The organism is Sanguibacter sp. TS_SC_8, assembly GCF_055361235.1.
The window spans coordinates 3,171,702-3,186,288 of record NZ_CM143955.1; the positions used below are offsets into that span (position 1 = coordinate 3,171,702).

Annotated in this window: 12 protein-coding genes; 8 read left to right on the forward strand and 4 right to left on the reverse strand. The window is 71.5% G+C overall.

Going from position 1 to position 14,587, the window contains the following annotated elements:
• Positions 1 to 77: 77 nt before the first annotated feature.
• The 3 genes from ACWA15_RS14375 (at position 78) to ACWA15_RS14385 (ending at position 4,060) form a co-directional block, all read left to right on the forward strand.
• On the forward strand, positions 78 to 1,100 hold the full coding sequence (locus tag ACWA15_RS14375; protein WP_464056060.1) for an LCP family protein: 1,023 nt from the start codon (positions 78 to 80) through the stop codon (positions 1,098 to 1,100).
• Between the two features lie 78 nt (positions 1,101 to 1,178).
• Entirely contained in the window at positions 1,179 to 2,495 is a 1,317-nt protein-coding gene (locus tag ACWA15_RS14380; RefSeq protein WP_464056061.1) for an LCP family protein, read from the forward strand.
• Between the two features lie 11 nt (positions 2,496 to 2,506).
• Entirely contained in the window at positions 2,507 to 4,060 is a 1,554-nt protein-coding gene (locus ACWA15_RS14385) for an LCP family protein (RefSeq protein WP_464056062.1), read from the forward strand.
• Between the two features lie 63 nt (positions 4,061 to 4,123).
• Here ACWA15_RS14385 and purE read toward each other — a convergent pair whose 3' ends face one another.
• Complete coding sequence (gene purE / locus ACWA15_RS14390) at positions 4,124 to 4,669, reverse strand: 5-(carboxyamino)imidazole ribonucleotide mutase (protein WP_464056063.1); 546 nt, start codon at positions 4,667 to 4,669, stop codon at positions 4,124 to 4,126.
• The gene (locus ACWA15_RS14395; RefSeq protein WP_464056064.1) at positions 4,666 to 5,886 is read right to left on the reverse strand and encodes a 5-(carboxyamino)imidazole ribonucleotide synthase; all 1,221 of its coding nucleotides are present in this window, start codon (positions 5,884 to 5,886) and stop codon (positions 4,666 to 4,668) included. The genes purE and ACWA15_RS14395 overlap by 4 nt, the downstream gene beginning before the upstream one ends.
• 66 nt (positions 5,887 to 5,952) lie before the next feature.
• Between ACWA15_RS14395 and ACWA15_RS14400 the strand changes: the two genes are divergently transcribed.
• A complete protein-coding gene (locus tag ACWA15_RS14400; RefSeq protein ID WP_464056065.1) occupies positions 5,953 to 6,525 on the forward strand; it encodes a GtrA family protein in 573 nt (190 codons plus the stop codon).
• An 82-nt stretch (positions 6,526 to 6,607) separates the two neighbouring features.
• Here the strand turns inward: ACWA15_RS14400 and ACWA15_RS14405 are convergent, their stop codons facing one another.
• Positions 6,608 to 7,936, reverse strand: a complete 1,329-nt coding sequence (locus tag ACWA15_RS14405) for an ATP-binding protein (protein ID WP_464056066.1) — start codon at positions 7,934 to 7,936, stop codon at positions 6,608 to 6,610.
• A 53-nt stretch (positions 7,937 to 7,989) separates the two neighbouring features.
• A complete protein-coding gene (locus ACWA15_RS14410; protein ID WP_464056067.1) occupies positions 7,990 to 8,673 on the reverse strand; it encodes a response regulator transcription factor in 684 nt (227 codons plus the stop codon).
• 187 nt (positions 8,674 to 8,860) lie between these two features.
• Here ACWA15_RS14410 and ACWA15_RS14415 point away from each other — a divergent pair, with 187 nt between their 5' ends.
• From ACWA15_RS14415 to ACWA15_RS14430, 4 genes are all read left to right on the forward strand, one after another.
• Positions 8,861 to 10,144 carry a sensor histidine kinase gene (locus ACWA15_RS14415; RefSeq protein ID WP_464056068.1) on the forward strand — a complete coding sequence of 428 codons (1,284 nt, stop codon included), beginning with the start codon at positions 8,861 to 8,863 and terminating at the stop codon, positions 10,142 to 10,144.
• A 14-nt stretch (positions 10,145 to 10,158) separates the two neighbouring features.
• A complete protein-coding gene (locus ACWA15_RS14420; RefSeq protein ID WP_464056070.1) occupies positions 10,159 to 10,872 on the forward strand; it encodes a response regulator in 714 nt (237 codons plus the stop codon).
• Positions 10,873 to 11,049: 177 nt separating this feature from the next.
• Positions 11,050 to 11,871: an ABC transporter ATP-binding protein gene (locus tag ACWA15_RS14425; protein ID WP_464056072.1), complete on the forward strand. Its 822-nt coding sequence runs from the start codon at positions 11,050 to 11,052 to the stop codon at positions 11,869 to 11,871.
• Positions 11,871 to 14,483, forward strand: a complete 2,613-nt coding sequence (locus ACWA15_RS14430; protein WP_464056073.1) for an ABC transporter permease — start codon at positions 11,871 to 11,873, stop codon at positions 14,481 to 14,483. The genes ACWA15_RS14425 and ACWA15_RS14430 overlap by 1 nt, the downstream gene beginning before the upstream one ends.
• Positions 14,484 to 14,587 lie beyond the last annotated feature (104 nt).

Sequence of the window (14,587 nt, forward strand, 5' to 3'; positions counted from 1 at the left end):
CCAAGTCGTCCGGCTCCGCTGCGCCGCCCGTCCACATACGCCCCACTCCGCGGTCGAGGGCAGGGCGGGTCGTGGGGATGGTCAGCCTCGGAGCGCTGACCTTCTCGGTGGTGGGCGCGGGCACCGCGCTGTACATCTTCGACAGGAACGTCACGACCATCGCCGTGACCGAGCTGCTCGTCGACCGCCCGGCACCGCCCGAGCCCGACCCCGACGATCCCAACGCCGGCGTCCCGGTGAACATCCTGCTGCTCGGCTCCGACACGCGTGCGGGCGACAACCTCGCCCTCGGTGGCGCCGACGAGTCGGTGGCCTCCGACACCACGCTCGTGGTGCACCTGTCGGCGGACCGGAGCCGGGTTGAGATCATCTCCATCCCGCGCGACTCCGTCGTCGACATCCCCGAGTGCCGGATGGCCGACGAGACGATCCTGCCCCCCGTCGAGGACATGATGTTCAACCACGCCTTCAGCCGGGGCTGGTTCAACGGCGGCGACCTCACGTCCGCGACCGCCTGCGCGATGGCCACGGTGGAGTCGCTCACCGGGATCTACCTCGACGGCGCGATCGTGGCAGACTTCAACGGCTTCTCCTCGATGGTCGACGCCCTCGGCGGTGTACCCATCACCATCCCCGAGGCGATCTCCTCCCCCAAGGCAGGAGGCCTGACCCTGGAGCCCGGCTACCAGGTGCTCACCCCGTGGCAAGCCACCCAGCTCTCCCGGGCACGCACCGGGACCGGATGGGGCCTGGAGATCGGTTCCGACCTCAAACGGATCGAACGCCAGCAGGCCCTGCTCGGGGCGATGGCCGCGGCCGCCGCGGACAAGAACCTGCTCACGGATCTCCCGGCCCTCACCCAGTTCGTCGACGCCGCCACCAAGTCCTTGACGGTGAGCGACAGCATCAGCTCCGTGCGCGACCTCACCGGGCTCGCGCTGAGCCTGCGCCAGACGGACATCGAAGAGATCGCCTTCACCCAGGTCCCCGTCGCGGAGGACTCCCGGGACCGGAACCGGGTGGTGTGGACGTCAGAGGCCGGCGCACTGTGGGACCGGATCAGGGCGGACGAGCCGCCTCCTCCCAGCGCTGACCAGTGACGATCTCCACAATCCCTCCACCAGCCTGCCGCTGCGACTTCTCCGGCTCTCTGCCGGGCGGACCTAGTATTACCAATCGTGACGACTCCTCCTGCCTCGACCCGGGCCGCGCACCGCGCACAGAACGCCGCAGTCGCAGGCCGCGACCCGCTGCACGCGCGGTCCGCCCGCACGCACACGATGATGCGCGTCGTCGGTCTGGTCCTCACCGGGGTGTTCGCCTTCGTGGCCACCGGCGCCGGTGCCGTCCTCTACAAGATGCAGAACAACATCGACAACGTCGACGTCGCTGCGCTCCTCGACGGGGTCGACGGGCTGCCCAGCGCTCCCACGGAGGATCCCGAGGATCCCAAAGCCGGTCTGCCGGTCAACATCCTGCTCATGGGATCCGACGACCGCAGCGGCGCGAACGCAGCCATCGGGGGCGAGGCCGGTGGCGTGCGCTCGGACACGACGATCGTCATGCACATCTCCGCCGACCGGACCCGGGTCGAGCTCGTCTCCATCCCCCGCGACTCCCTGGTCGACATCCCCTCCTGCCCCATGACCGACGAGTCCACGACCAAGCCGCAGAAGAACGCGATGTTCAACTCCGCCTTTGCTCTGGGCTGGGACCACGGCGGGGACATCGGCTCCGCTGCCACCTGTTCCATGGTCACGGTCATGTCCCTCACGGACGTGTACCTCGACGGGTTCGTCGTCGTCGACTTCGCCGGATTCCAGTCCATGATCGATGCGATCGGCGGGGTGCCGATGTGCATCCCGGAGGACATCGTCGCGCCCGAGGCGAACCTCAACCTCGCTGCCGGTCAGCAGACCCTCAACGGCGAGCAGGCCCTCGGTCTCGCCCGGGCTCGCAAGGGGACCGGTCTCAACGGCTCGGACCTCACCCGGATCTCCCGCCAGCAGGAGCTGCTCGGCGCGACCGCGCAGTCTGTCCTGGACAAGAATGTCCTCACCGACGCGTCCGGGTTGCTGAAGTTCCTCAACGCCGCGACCTCGTCGCTGACGGCCAGCGAGGAGTTCTCGTCGCTGCAGAAGCTCAGCGGGCTGGCCATGTCGTTGCGCGGGATCGACGCCACGAAGATCACCTTCCTCACGATCCCGGTCGCCGACGCCCCCACGGACAAGAACCGTGTCGTGTGGACCTCCGAAGCCGACGAGGTGTGGGCGAACATCGCCGCTGACCGGCCCATCGACGGCAGCGCGCCGGCCGAGGCACCCGCAGACCCGACGACCGAAGCGCCGGACGTCGCTCCCGGCGACGTTCCCGACGACGCGACCCCCGACGCCCCGGCGAGCCCGGAGGCCACCGAGCCCGAGCCGGCAGCCACCACCGCGGCACCTCCAGAGGGCCTGACCTCTGCGGCGAACTCGTCCGTCTCCTGCGGCTGATCGGGACACCCATGGCTCCCAGCGACCCCTCTCGGCCGGGCTCCTTCCCGCCGCCGAGCTTCACCCCGCAGTCCGGGCGTCCCCCCCGACCCACCGCCAAGGAACCGACCATCGAGGTCGGTGACACCGGCGACGGCGCCTTGCGCGCTGTCCCGCCCGGCGACGGCGCTCGCGTCGGCAGGATCCCCAGCCCGAAGGGCGCCCCCGTCGTACGACGGACGTCGTCGGGCACTGCGGGCCAACTGAGCAGCAACGCCCCGCGTCCCGGGTCGTCCGGGCGGATCCCGGCACCGGCGCCGCGCGCCGCGACGCCACCGTCAGCGCACCCGGCCCGACCGGTGTCCGGGACGACCCGGCCCGGCACGCTCCCTCCCGCGGCGGGGACGCCTGCACGCGCCTCCGACGCCGCCGGGTCTGCGCGGCCTGCTGTCCGACCCACCGGCCCTCGGGTTCCCGGCGAGGTCCGGACGGTTCCGGGACGGACCTCCGGTGCGACCCCGTCGAGGACCGCCGTCGGGGCGGGCGGCTCCGGTGGTCCGGGTGCCACCCGGGTGCACGGCACCGGGACACCCGGCGGAGCGGGACCTCACGGTCCGGTGCCGCTCGGCGGACCGCGCACCAAGCCACGCTGGGGCCGGATCGCCGCCCTCGCCGTCGCGTTCCTGCTGGTGCTCGCGATCGCGTGGCCGGTCGGTCTGCTCTTCTGGGCGAACGGCAAGATCAACCACCTCGATGCGCTCTCCGGAGCGGCGAACACACCGGGCACCACCTACCTGCTCGCCGGCTCGGACTCCCGTGCCGACGGCGCCGTCGGCGAGGACGGGACCGAGGGCGCCCGGACCGACACGATCATGGTGCTGCACGTCCCGGACTCCGGGCCTACGTCCCTGATCAGCCTGCCGCGCGACTCCTACGTCGAGATCCCCGGCTACGACGCCAACAAGCTCAACGCCTCCTACTCCTGGGGCGGTGCCCCGCTGCTCGTCGAGACGGTCGAGGGCCTGACCGGGATGACCGTCGACCACTACATCGAGATCGGCTTCAGCGGAGTCGAGACGATCGTCGATGCGGTCGGCGGGGTGGAGCTGTGCCTCGACTACGACGTGAACGAACCTTTGAGCGGGCTCGTGTGGACGGCCGGGTGCCACGTGTCGGACGGCACGACCGCGCTCGCCTTCTCCCGGATGCGCTATGCCGACCCGCAGGGCGACATCGGCCGCGCCGAGCGTCAGCGCCAGGTGATCGGCGCGGTGAGCTCGGCCCTGCAGGACAAGTCGATCCTCGTCAAGCCGGGCACCCAGCGTGAGCTCATCAGCGCCGGCCTCGATGTGCTCACCGTCGACGAGGACACGAACATCATCGACCTGGGGAAGATGGCGCTGGCCTTCCGGGCCGCGAACGGTCCCGACGGCGTCACCGGCGCCCCGCCGCTGAGCAGCCTGGACTACCGGCCCGGCGGCGTCGGCTCCGCCGTCCAGCTCGATCCCGACCGGAGCCCGCAGTTCTGGACCGACATCCGCGACGGGAAGATGCCGGCGGGTGTGGTGGGCGGGCTGCCGCAGTAGGCACTGTTGGGCAGTAGGGCCGCCGGTCCGCGAGACGGTCGGTCAGCGGGGTGGTCGGTCTCCTCAGGCGGTGAAGCCGGTGCGCTGCTCACGGCCTGCCCGCAGCCGGGCGCCCTTGGCCTTGGCCTGCGCGCTCAGGTCGTCCTGGAAGTCGACCATCTTCTGGCGCAGCGCGAGCGACGCCTCGTCGGTCCCGCTGGCCAGGATCCGTGCGGCGAGCAGGCCGGCGTTACGGGCCCCGCCGATCGACACCGTGGCGACGGGGACCCCGGCCGGCATCTGGACGATCGAGAGCAGGGAGTCCATCCCGTCGAGGTAGGCGAGCGGGACGGGGACACCGATCACCGGCAGCGCCGTCACCGCAGCGAGCATCCCGGGCAGGTGCGCCGCACCGCCTGCTCCGGCGATGATCACCCGCAGCCCGCGACCGGCTGCCGCACGACCGTAGTCGATCATCTCGGTGGGCATCCGGTGGGCGGAGACGACGTCGACCTCGATCCCCACGCCGAACTCGGTCAGGGCGTCCGCCGCTGCCTGCATGACCGGCCAGTCGGAGTCCGACCCCATGACGATCCCGACGACTGCGTTGCCCACGACTGCGTTGCTCATGACTGGTCCCCTGCTCGGCTGGTTGGTGTCTGAGGTGCTGGCTCGCGCTGCTCCCCGCGCAAGAGCGCGGCGGCGGCCATCGCCCGACGTCGGACGTCGTCGAGGTTGGTGCCACTGACGTTGACGTGGCCGAGCTTGCGGCCTGGGCGCACGTCCTTGCCGTAGAGGTTCACGCGCGCGTCGGGGAACTGCTCGAGGACCGCCGGGAGGGCGTCGGTCATCTGGGCGAGGGAGCTGCCCAGCACGTTCGCCATCACCGTCCACGGCGCGGTGGGCGAGGTGTCGCCCAGCGGCAGGTCCAGAACCGCGCGCAGGTGCTGCTCGAACTGGCTGGTCACCGACCCGTCGATGGTCCAGTGGCCGGAGTTGTGGGGGCGCATGGCCAGCTCGTTGACGATGATGACCGGCTCTGCTCCGGGACCGCGGACCTCGAAGAGCTCGACGGCGAGCACCCCGGTGACATCCAGCCCTTCCGCGATGGCCACGGCGACGGCCCGCGCGCGCTCGGCCTCAGCGGGGGTGATGTCCGGTGCGGGCGCCACGACCTCGGAGCAGACGCCGTCGCGCTGGACGGACTCGACCACCGGCCAGGTGCGGACCTCACCGCTCGGGCGGCGTGCCACGAGGACGGCGAGCTCGCGGGCGAAGGGGACCTTGTCCTCCACGAGGAGGGCCGGGCCGCCCGCCGCCACGCCGGCGAACCAGTCGGCGACGTCGTCGGGCGAGGTGACCACACGCACGCCCTTGCCGTCGTAGCCGCCGCGCGAGGTCTTGACGACGGCCTCACCGCCGGGGGCCGCGGCGAGGAAGTGCGCCAGCTCTGTCCGGGCGGCGCCCTCCTCGCGGGACAGCGCGGCCCAGCGGGGGCACGGGGCGCCGAGCTCGGTGAGCCTGGTGCGCATGACGATCTTGTCCTGGGCCTGGACCAGCGCGTGCGGTCCGGGGCGGACGGGGGTGCCGGCGGCCACCAGCTCGTGGAGCAGGTCGTTCGGCACGTGCTCGTGCTCAAAGGTCAGCACGTCCGCGCCCACGATCAGACCTCGGATCGCGCCTTCGTCGCCGGCCGCCCCGACCGGGGAGTCGACGACGACCTGAGCCGCCGAAGAGTCCACCGCCTCGACCAGGACGCGCAGGTGCACGCCCAGCTCGGCCGCCGCTGGGGCCATCATCCGGGCGAGCTGCCCGCCGCCTACTACTGCAATCACTGGAGCTGCCACAGTGAGCCAGCGTAGTCGAGTCGGGCTCGCGTACAGACCCGGGTCCATCCGCGATAATCTTCGACCATGACGTTGTCAGGGCGCACCGGCCGGTCCCCCGCCGCGCCCACCTCATCCCGCGTCCGGCGCACCGCGGTGCTCACCCGGGTGTATGAGCTCATGCGGTTCGGCATGGTCGGCGGCGTCGCCTTCATCGTGGACATCGGGCTGTTCAACCTGCTGCGGTTCGGCCCCGGTGAGCTGCTCGAGGCGAAGCCGATCACCGCGAAGATCCTCTCGGTCGCCGTGGCGACCGTGGTGTCCTGGCTCGGCAACCGGTTCTGGACCTTCTCCGACCGGCGCACCGAGACCCACCTGCGGGAGTTCGCCGGCTTCGTGGTGGTCAACATCGGGGGGATGGCCATCGCCGTCGCCTGCCTGGGCTTCTCCCACTATGTGCTCGACCTGCGCTCGCCCTTGGCGGACAACATCTCCGCGAACGGCGTCGGCCTCGTGCTCGGCATGGTGTTCCGGTACCTCGCCTACCGGCACTGGGTCTTCACCGCGGTCGGCGACCGCGCGGTCGACGGCCTACCCGCCGAACTCGTGAGCGACAGCGATTCCGCCCTCGGGAAGCCGGCTGGCTCACGAGCTCGGTGACGCGTTCACGAGGTCGGTGACGGGGGTCACGAGCTCGGCGACCGGTTCCCGAGGTCGACACGGGTACCGGAATCTGGCGGGGTTACCAGCTGCGGCGGCGCTTGGAGCGGCTGGAGATGGCGACGCCGCGGGGCAGGACCAGCTCGGGGTCCATGGTCCGCGGGACTCCGGCCAGGAACACCGAGAAGACCGGTGGCCGCCGCTGGGAGAGCTCCAGGCGGCCGCCGTCGGCCGCGACCAGGTCCCGGGCGAGCGCCAGGCCCAGGCCGGTGCCCTTTCCCGAGGTGACCTCGCGCTCGAAGATGCGCGGGGCGAGGTCGTCGGGCACGCCCGCGCCCTCGTCGGAGACCTGGATGGCCATCGCACCGCTGGGCCCGGACGGCTTGGAGCGCACCGTCGTCGTGCCCGCGCCGTGCTTGAGGGAGTTCTCGATGAGGGTGGCGAGCACCTGCGCGAGGGCGCCGGGGGTGGCGAGCACGTGGGCGTCGGGTGAGACGTCGACGACGAGCTTGCGACCGTGCTTGAGGAAGGTCGGCGCCCACTCCTCTTCCTGCTGGCTGGCGACCTCGATGAGGTGCACCGCCTCGGTCGTGCCGCCCGAGGTCCGCGAGCGGGAGAGCAGGTCGTCGACCACCTGGACGAGGCGTTCGACCTGCTCGAGGGAGATCCGCGCCTCCTCCTGAACCTCTTCGTTGTCCCCGGCGGCCATCCCGATCTCCTCCAGGCGCATGGACAGCGCGGTGAGCGGGGTGCGCAGCTGGTGGGAGGCGTCGGAGGCGAACTGGCGCTCGGCGGCCAGGCGCCCGGCCATCCGGTCGGAGCTGCGGGAGAGCTCGGCCGCGACGAGGTCGATCTCCTCGACGCCGGACGGCTCGATGCGGGGACGCACCTGGCCCGAGCCGAGCTGCTCGGCGGAGGCGGCGAGGTAGACGAGCGGCGCGGAGAGTCGGTTCGCCTGCCACACGGCCATGACGATCCCGGCACCGAAGGCCACCACGGCCGCGGCGACCACAAGCACGACGACCTGGGCGCTGCGCAGGTAGATGTCCAGGTAGGACACGGCGATCTGGATGGTCGCGTTGGACTGTGTGCGGATCGGACGTTCGATCACGCGCCCGTCGATCTCCTCGCCGGCCGAGGCGGTGGTCCCGTCCGGGCTCACGACAAAGATGTAGGCCGGGATCCTGCCGTTGTCCCCGCCGACGTAGCGGTCGAGGAACTCCTCGTCGATCGGCTCCTCGCGGGCGATCCTGCCCTCGACCGCGCGGCCCAGCTCGGAGGTGCGTGCCTGCAGGTCACGGACCTCGTTGTCGCGCACGAGAGAGGCCCCCAGGATGGCCAGGGGCAGGCCTAGGAGGATCACGGCGACCGCCACCGCGGAGACGGTGGCCAGCAGTACTCGACGGCGCATGCTTCAGTACCCCCGACCGTGGGCGCCCTGAACGAGGGCAGCCCCGGGACTTGTCAGTTCTCGCCGGACTCGAAACGGAACCCGAGGCCCCGGACGGTGGTGATGTAGCGAGGAGAGTTGGCGTCGTCGCCCAGCTTGCGGCGCAACCAGGACACGTGCATGTCGAGGGTCTTGGTCGAGCCGATCGGCTCCGAGCCCCAGACCTCGCGCATGAGCGTGTCGCGCACGACGACGGTCCCGGCACCCTGTACGAGGACGCGCAGCAGCTCGAACTCCTTGGTCGTCAGGTGCAGCTCGCGCTCGCCCTGGAAGGCACGGTGCGCAGCGACGTCGACCTTGACGTCCTGGGCCTGGAGCTCCTCGGCGTCGGCCGGGTCGCCGTGGGTGCGGCGCAGCAGCGCCCGGACCCGGGCGAGCAGCTCGGCCAGCCGGAAGGGCTTGGTCACGTAGTCGTCGGCGCCGGCGTCGAGCCCGACGACGAGGTCGACCTCGTCGGCCCGCGCAGTCAGCACGAGCACCGGCGTGGTCAGGCCCAGGCCGCGGATCGCACGGGCGACCTCGAGGCCGTCCATGTCCGGAAGGCCGAGGTCGAGGACGATCAAGTCGGCAGCATGCGCGTTGTCGATGGCGCCTTGACCTGTTCCTTGCACAACGACGTCGTATCCCTCACGGGAGAGCGCGCGCGCCAAAGGTTCGGCAATAGCCGGGTCGTCTTCTGCCAGAAGTACGTGGGTCATTCGCCCATGCTAGGTCATGAAACACCCGTGAGACCCATCGAAGGCAGTGCCTTTCGCGTCACAGGTCTCGCCGAGCGTCGAAATGCCACAAACCTCGCTCCTGGGCGGGCCGCGGCGCCCTCGCTCGCACTGCGCCTCCCCCTGGAGGGTGACGCCAGAGACCGTCACGATGCCTAGGCTGGGCGCCATGAACTGGTACGACACGATCGGCCGATGGTCCGACTCCCACCGCTCCACCGTCGACGTCTCCCTGACCGCCGTGCTGCTCGTCCTGATCGTCCCGATCTCCGCGATGACCGGGACCGGTGAGTTCCTGACCCTCAACGGGACCGACGGCCCGGCCCTGGGCGCGATGGCCTTCTGCGTCATCGCCCCGCTGGCCGTGCGCCGCACCCACCCGGTGCTCTCGGTGGTCCTCGTCTACGCCGCAGCGCTGGCTCACCAGCTGGTCGGTGTCCCGTTCGTCATGCCGGCCGACCTCGTCGTCCTGCTCGCCCTCTTCTCGGTGACCGTCTACGGCCCCCGGTGGGCGCACCACGTGGCGATCGTGTCCGGACTCCTTGGCTGCGTCCTGCTGGGTGTCTTCATCGGCATGCAGGGCGACATGCTCAGTGCTGTCGTCGTCACGACGGCGCTGACCGGGTCGATGTTCCTGGCCACCTGGGCGTTCGGGCTGGTGCGCCGCGCCAGTCGCGACTCGGTCAACGCGCTGCGCGACCGAGCGCTGCGCCTGGAGATCGAGCGCGACCAGCAGGCCCAGATCGCGACCGCCGCCGAGCGGGCCCGCATCGCCCGGGAGATGCACGACATCGTCGCCCACTCCCTCTCGGTGATGATCGCCCAGGCCGACGGCGGCCGCTACATGGCCGCGGCGGACCCGGCGGCCGCCACCCGGACGCTCGGCACGATCGCCGAGACGGGCCGCGCGGCACTGGCCGACATGCGCCGCCTGCTCGGAGTGCTGCGCGCCGAACCGGGCAACCCGGGCGCCGAGGAGCGTGGGCTCGGCGACCTCACACCGCAGCCGGCGGCGTCGGACATCGAGTCGCTCGTGGCCCAGGTCCGCGCCTCGGGGCTGCGGGTCTCCCTCGTGCGGATGGGCACGGCGCGCACCCTGCCGCCGGGCACCGGGCTGACTCTCTACCGGATCTGCCAGGAGTCGCTCACCAACATCCTCAAGCACGCCGGTCCGGAGCCGACCGTGACGGTCGTGCTCACCTGGGGACCGCGCAACGTCCAGCTCCAGGTGGACGACGACGGGCGCGGCGCCTCCGCCGACAGCGACGGTGCAGGCCAGGGCATGCTCGGCATGCGCGAGCGGGCCGCGATGTTTGGCGGGACGGTCGTCTCCGGCCCCCGCCCCGGTGGCGGCTTCCGTGTGATGCTTGACCTCCCCCTGCCCGAGCCGCGCGCCGACGCCGGTTCCGACACCCACGCCGACGCAGGCGCCGACGCAGACCTACGCACCTAGGAGCCACCGCGACCATGTACCTCGCGACCGAGACCGCACCGCCCATCCGGGTCGCGATCGTCGACGACCAGCAGCTGCTGCGCGCCGGCTTCCGGATGGTGATCGACTCCCAGCCGGACCTGTCCGTCGTCCTGGAGGCCGCCGACGGGGCCCAGGCCGTGCGGCTGCTGACCGACCACGAGGTCGACGTCGTGCTCATGGACGTGCGGATGCCCAACCTCGACGGCCTGGCCGCCACCGCCCAGCTCACCGAGATCTGGTCGACCACCCGGCCGCTGACCGTCCCCCGGATCATCGTGCTGACCACCTTCGACCTCGACGAGTACGCCCTCGAGGCGATCCGCGCCGGGGCGAGCGGGTTCCTGCTCAAGGACGCCCCGCCCGAGGAGATGCTCGGCGCGATCCGCACCGTGCACTCCGGCGACGCGGTGATCGCCCCCTCCACCACCCGCCGGCTGCTCGACCGGCTCATCGTCCCGCTCCCCGAGGAGCAGCTCGTCGACTCCGCACAGGCCGCGGCGGTCGACTCGCTCACCGACCGCGAGCGCGAGGTGCTCCTGTCCATGGCCCGAGGGCGGTCCAACCAGGAGATCGCCACCGACCTCTTCGTCGCCGAGGCGACCGTCAAGACGCACGTGGGACGGATCCTGTCCAAGCTCGGGGCGCGGGACCGCGTGCAGGCCGTGGTGACCGCCTACGAGACCGGTCTCGTCCGTCCTGGGGAATGACCCGGCGCCCCCCTTCTCCCCCTCCGGGATGACATCACCCCACGTCAAGACCCTCCCCCAGCCCGACGCCGCACCCCGGTGCCGCTCACTAGCGTGGGCGGTGCGCTGAGGAGCGGGGCGACCCGCACCTCGGCGACCACATCCGTTGTTCGATCCCCGCCGTGCTTGGAGACCTTCGTGGACACCACCGTGTACCAGCCCCTGCCCGTACCCGAGATCTCGAGCCCTGCCGTCCGGGCGCGGTCCTTGACGAAGCTGTACGGCCGCGGTGAGGGCACCGTCCGTGCGCTCGACGGCGTCGACGTCGACTTCGCCGCCGGCCAGTTCACCGCGATCATGGGCCCCTCCGGGTCCGGCAAGTCGACGCTCATGCACCTGCTCGCCGGGCTCGACACGGCGTCCTCGGGCCAGGCCTTCATCGGCAGCACCGACGTGACCACGCTCGACGACAACCAGCTGACGACGCTGCGCCGGGACCGTGTCGGTTTCGTCTTCCAGTCCTTCAACCTGCTGCCGATGTTCACCGCGGAGCAGAACATCACGCTCCCGCTCACCCTGGCGGGTGTGAAGATCGACGCCGCCACCAAGGAGTGGCTGGCCACGCTCGTGACCACCCTGGGCCTGAGCGACCGGCTCTCCCACCGCCCCGCCGAGCTCTCCGGTGGGCAGCAGCAGCGGGTGGCCATCGCCCGGGCGCTCATCGCCCGCCCGGAGGTCGTCTTCGCCGACGAGCCCACCGGGAACCTGGACTCCCGATCCGGTGCCGAGGTGCTGAGCTTCCTGCGCCGCTCGGTCCGCGAGCTGGGCCGCACGATCATCATGGTCACCCACGACCCAGCGGCCGCCGCCTACGCCGACCGCGTGGTGCTCCTCGCCGACGGCCAGATCGCCGGGGACATCGCCAACCCGACCCCCGAGTCCGTCCTGGCCGGCCTCGACGCCCTGCGCACCTTCGAGACGACAGCCACCACCGGCGCGACCGCGCAGGTGAACGTCTGATGTTCAGCCTCACTCTCGCCCAGATGCGGCGCAGCCTGGGCCGGCTGACGGCCGCGGGCATCGCCATCGTCATCGGGACCGCCTTCGTCGCGGCGACGCTGCTCGCTGGGGAGGTGCTCAAGCGGTCCAGCTACGACTCGGTCGCGGCCGCCTACGCCGACGCCGCGCTCATCGTCGTGCCCACCACCGACCAGCGGTCCCCCGGGTTCGGTTCCGCGCTCACCCCGGCCGACCTGACGACGATCCGGACGGTCGAGGGCGTGCGGGCTACCGACCCGGTGGCCTCTACCTCCGTCACGCTCACCATGGGCGCGCAAGCGGTCTACCAGACCGTGATCGCCGTCGGCTCCGACCCGTCCCTGCAGCCGCTCGAGCTCATCGACGGAGCGCTGCCCGACGCGCCGGACGAGATCGCGCTGCCGTCCGACGTCGCGGACCGCCTGGGCACCACGATCGGCGGGACGATCACCGAGACGGTGCCCTTCTTCGTCTCCGCGAACACCGACGACGGTGACGTCTGGGACTCGAGGACCGCCACGCTCGTCGTGGTCGGGCTGGTCGACGACCCCGACGGCGCGTTCTCGATGACCGGAGGCGCAGGTCTGATCTCCGACGACTCGCTCCAGGCACGGATGGTCGTCGACTACGGGAACGAGGCTCCGTTCCGTGAGGCGACGCTCTCCCTGGAGGACGGGGCTGACGCGGAGAACGTGCGCGCCGACCTTGAGGCTGTGGTCGGCCCGCTCGGCTTCAGCGTGGTGACCAAGGACGAGGCCGCGGCCGCCTCCGTCGCGTCGGTCACCAACGGCCAGGACGTCTTCACCGTGACGATCCTCTCCTTCGCCGCGATCGCGCTGCTCGTCGCGGCGCTCGTGATCGCCAACACCTTCCAGGTGATCGTCGCCCAGCGCACTCGTACCCTCGCCCTGCTGCGCTGCGTGGGCGCCAGCAAGCGCCAGCTCCGCGCCTCGGTGCTGCTCGAGGCGTCCCTGCTCGGCCTGGTCTCCTCGGCGATCGGCTTCGCGATCGGTGCGGTCCTCGTGCAGATCACGGTGCTCGTCCTGCAGCGGGTCGACCTCGACGTCCCGATCCCGCAGACGATCACGATCACGGTGGCCTCGGTGGTGTGGCCGCTCGTGGTGGGGACCCTGGTCACCATCCTGGCCAGCCTGGTGCCGGCGCGCGCCGCGACCCGGGTCGCCCCGCTCGCGGCGCTGCGCCCGGCCGACCTGGAGAGGGTGTCCGCGTCGTCGAGCAGGATCCGCCTGGCCTTCTCGCTGCTCCTCGTCCTCGGTGGTGGCGCGCTCATGGTCGTCGGCCTGGTGCTCGCCGCGTCCACCTCGGTCTCGCTCGGGCTGCTGGTGGGGATGGCCGGCGGCGCCGCGTCCTTCATGGGTGTGCTGCTGGGGTCGGTGTTCTGGATCCCGAAGATCGTCTCGGGGATCGCCCGCCTGCTCAGCCAGTTCGGTGCGAGCGCCCAGCTCGCAGCCGCCAACACGGTCCGCAACCCGCGCCGCACGGCCGCGACGAGCACGGCGCTGCTCATCGGGGTCACGCTCGTGGCGATGATGTCGGTGGGCGCCGCCACCGCTCGGAGCTCCCTCGACGGGACCCTCGACGAGCGGTACCCCTTCGACGTGGCGATCGACGGCGCGGGGATCACCCCGGAGCCCGGGGACACCGCGGCCTCCGTCGCGGGCCTGACCCCTGCGTTGCTCGACGAGCTGTCGACCGTGTCGGGGGTCGACGCCATGGCGGAGGTGACCAGGGCGCCCGTCACCATCACGTGGCCGGACAGCTCGGTCACCGACAATCAGATGCTGACCACCGTGGACCCCGCCGCCGCGGCCGCCGCGGTCAACCCGGACGGGCTCTTCGCCGGTCTCGACGACGCCACCGTGGTCGTCGACCGCTACACCGCCCGCGACTACAACCTCGACTCCGGCTCCACCCTGCAGGTCAGCGGTCCCAGCGGCACGGTGACGGTGGAGGTGTCGCTGTCCGACATCGGGACGACACTCATCGTGGCGACCCCTGCGGTCGGCGCCCAGGTGGATGCCACCGCGACCGTCAACGGGGCATGGTTCAAGATCACCGACTCGTCCAGCGCGGCAGCGACGATGTCCGACATCCGGGATGTCGTGTCCCAGACCCCGGTCGCCCTGACCGGTCAGGCGCTCGAGCGGGGCGAGATGGAGGACCTCATCGACACGTTCCTCGCGATCATCGTCGGACTGCTCGGTATCGCCGTGATCATCGCGCTGATCGGGGTGGCGAACACGCTGTCCCTGTCGGTCCTGGAACGCCGACGGGAGTCGGCCACCCTGCGCGCCATCGGGCTGAGCCGGCGCCAGCTGCGCACGACGCTGGCCATCGAGGGCACGCTCATCGCCGGGGTGGGCGCGGTCCTGGGGGTGCTGCTCGGCCTGCTCTACGGCTGGGTGGGGTCGACGATCGTCCTGAAGACCTTTGCGGAGGTGACGCTGACCGTCCCGTGGCGTGACCTCGGTCTGGTCCTGGCGATCGCCGTGGTCGCGGGCCTGCTGGCCTCGGTGCTCCCGGCCCGCAGCGCGGCCCGGACCTCCCCGGTCGAGGCGCTCGCCGTCGAATAGCCGTCCTGACGCCGGCTGGTCGGGGGGCTGGTCGGCGCAAGGAGCGGGACGAGGGCCTGTGGACCGTCGGGGATGTCCCCGGCGGACCACAGGCCCTCGGCCGT

Coding starts and splice junctions, on each gene's coding strand:
- ACWA15_RS14375 (WP_464056060.1), top strand. CDS start 78: ATGGTCAGCCTCGGAGCGCTGACCTTCTCGGTGGTGGGCGCGGGCACC.
- ACWA15_RS14385 (WP_464056062.1), top strand. CDS start 2,507: ATGGCTCCCAGCGACCCCTCTCGGCCGGGCTCCTTCCCGCCGCCGAGC.
- purE (WP_464056063.1), bottom strand. CDS start 4,669: ATGAGCAACGCAGTCGTGGGCAACGCAGTCGTCGGGATCGTCATGGGG.
- ACWA15_RS14400 (WP_464056065.1), top strand. CDS start 5,953: ATGACGTTGTCAGGGCGCACCGGCCGGTCCCCCGCCGCGCCCACCTCA.
- ACWA15_RS14405 (WP_464056066.1), bottom strand. CDS start 7,936: ATGCGCCGTCGAGTACTGCTGGCCACCGTCTCCGCGGTGGCGGTCGCC.
- ACWA15_RS14410 (WP_464056067.1), bottom strand. CDS start 8,673: ATGACCCACGTACTTCTGGCAGAAGACGACCCGGCTATTGCCGAACCT.
- ACWA15_RS14415 (WP_464056068.1), top strand. CDS start 8,861: ATGAACTGGTACGACACGATCGGCCGATGGTCCGACTCCCACCGCTCC.
- ACWA15_RS14420 (WP_464056070.1), top strand. CDS start 10,159: ATGTACCTCGCGACCGAGACCGCACCGCCCATCCGGGTCGCGATCGTC.
- ACWA15_RS14430 (WP_464056073.1), top strand. CDS start 11,871: ATGTTCAGCCTCACTCTCGCCCAGATGCGGCGCAGCCTGGGCCGGCTG.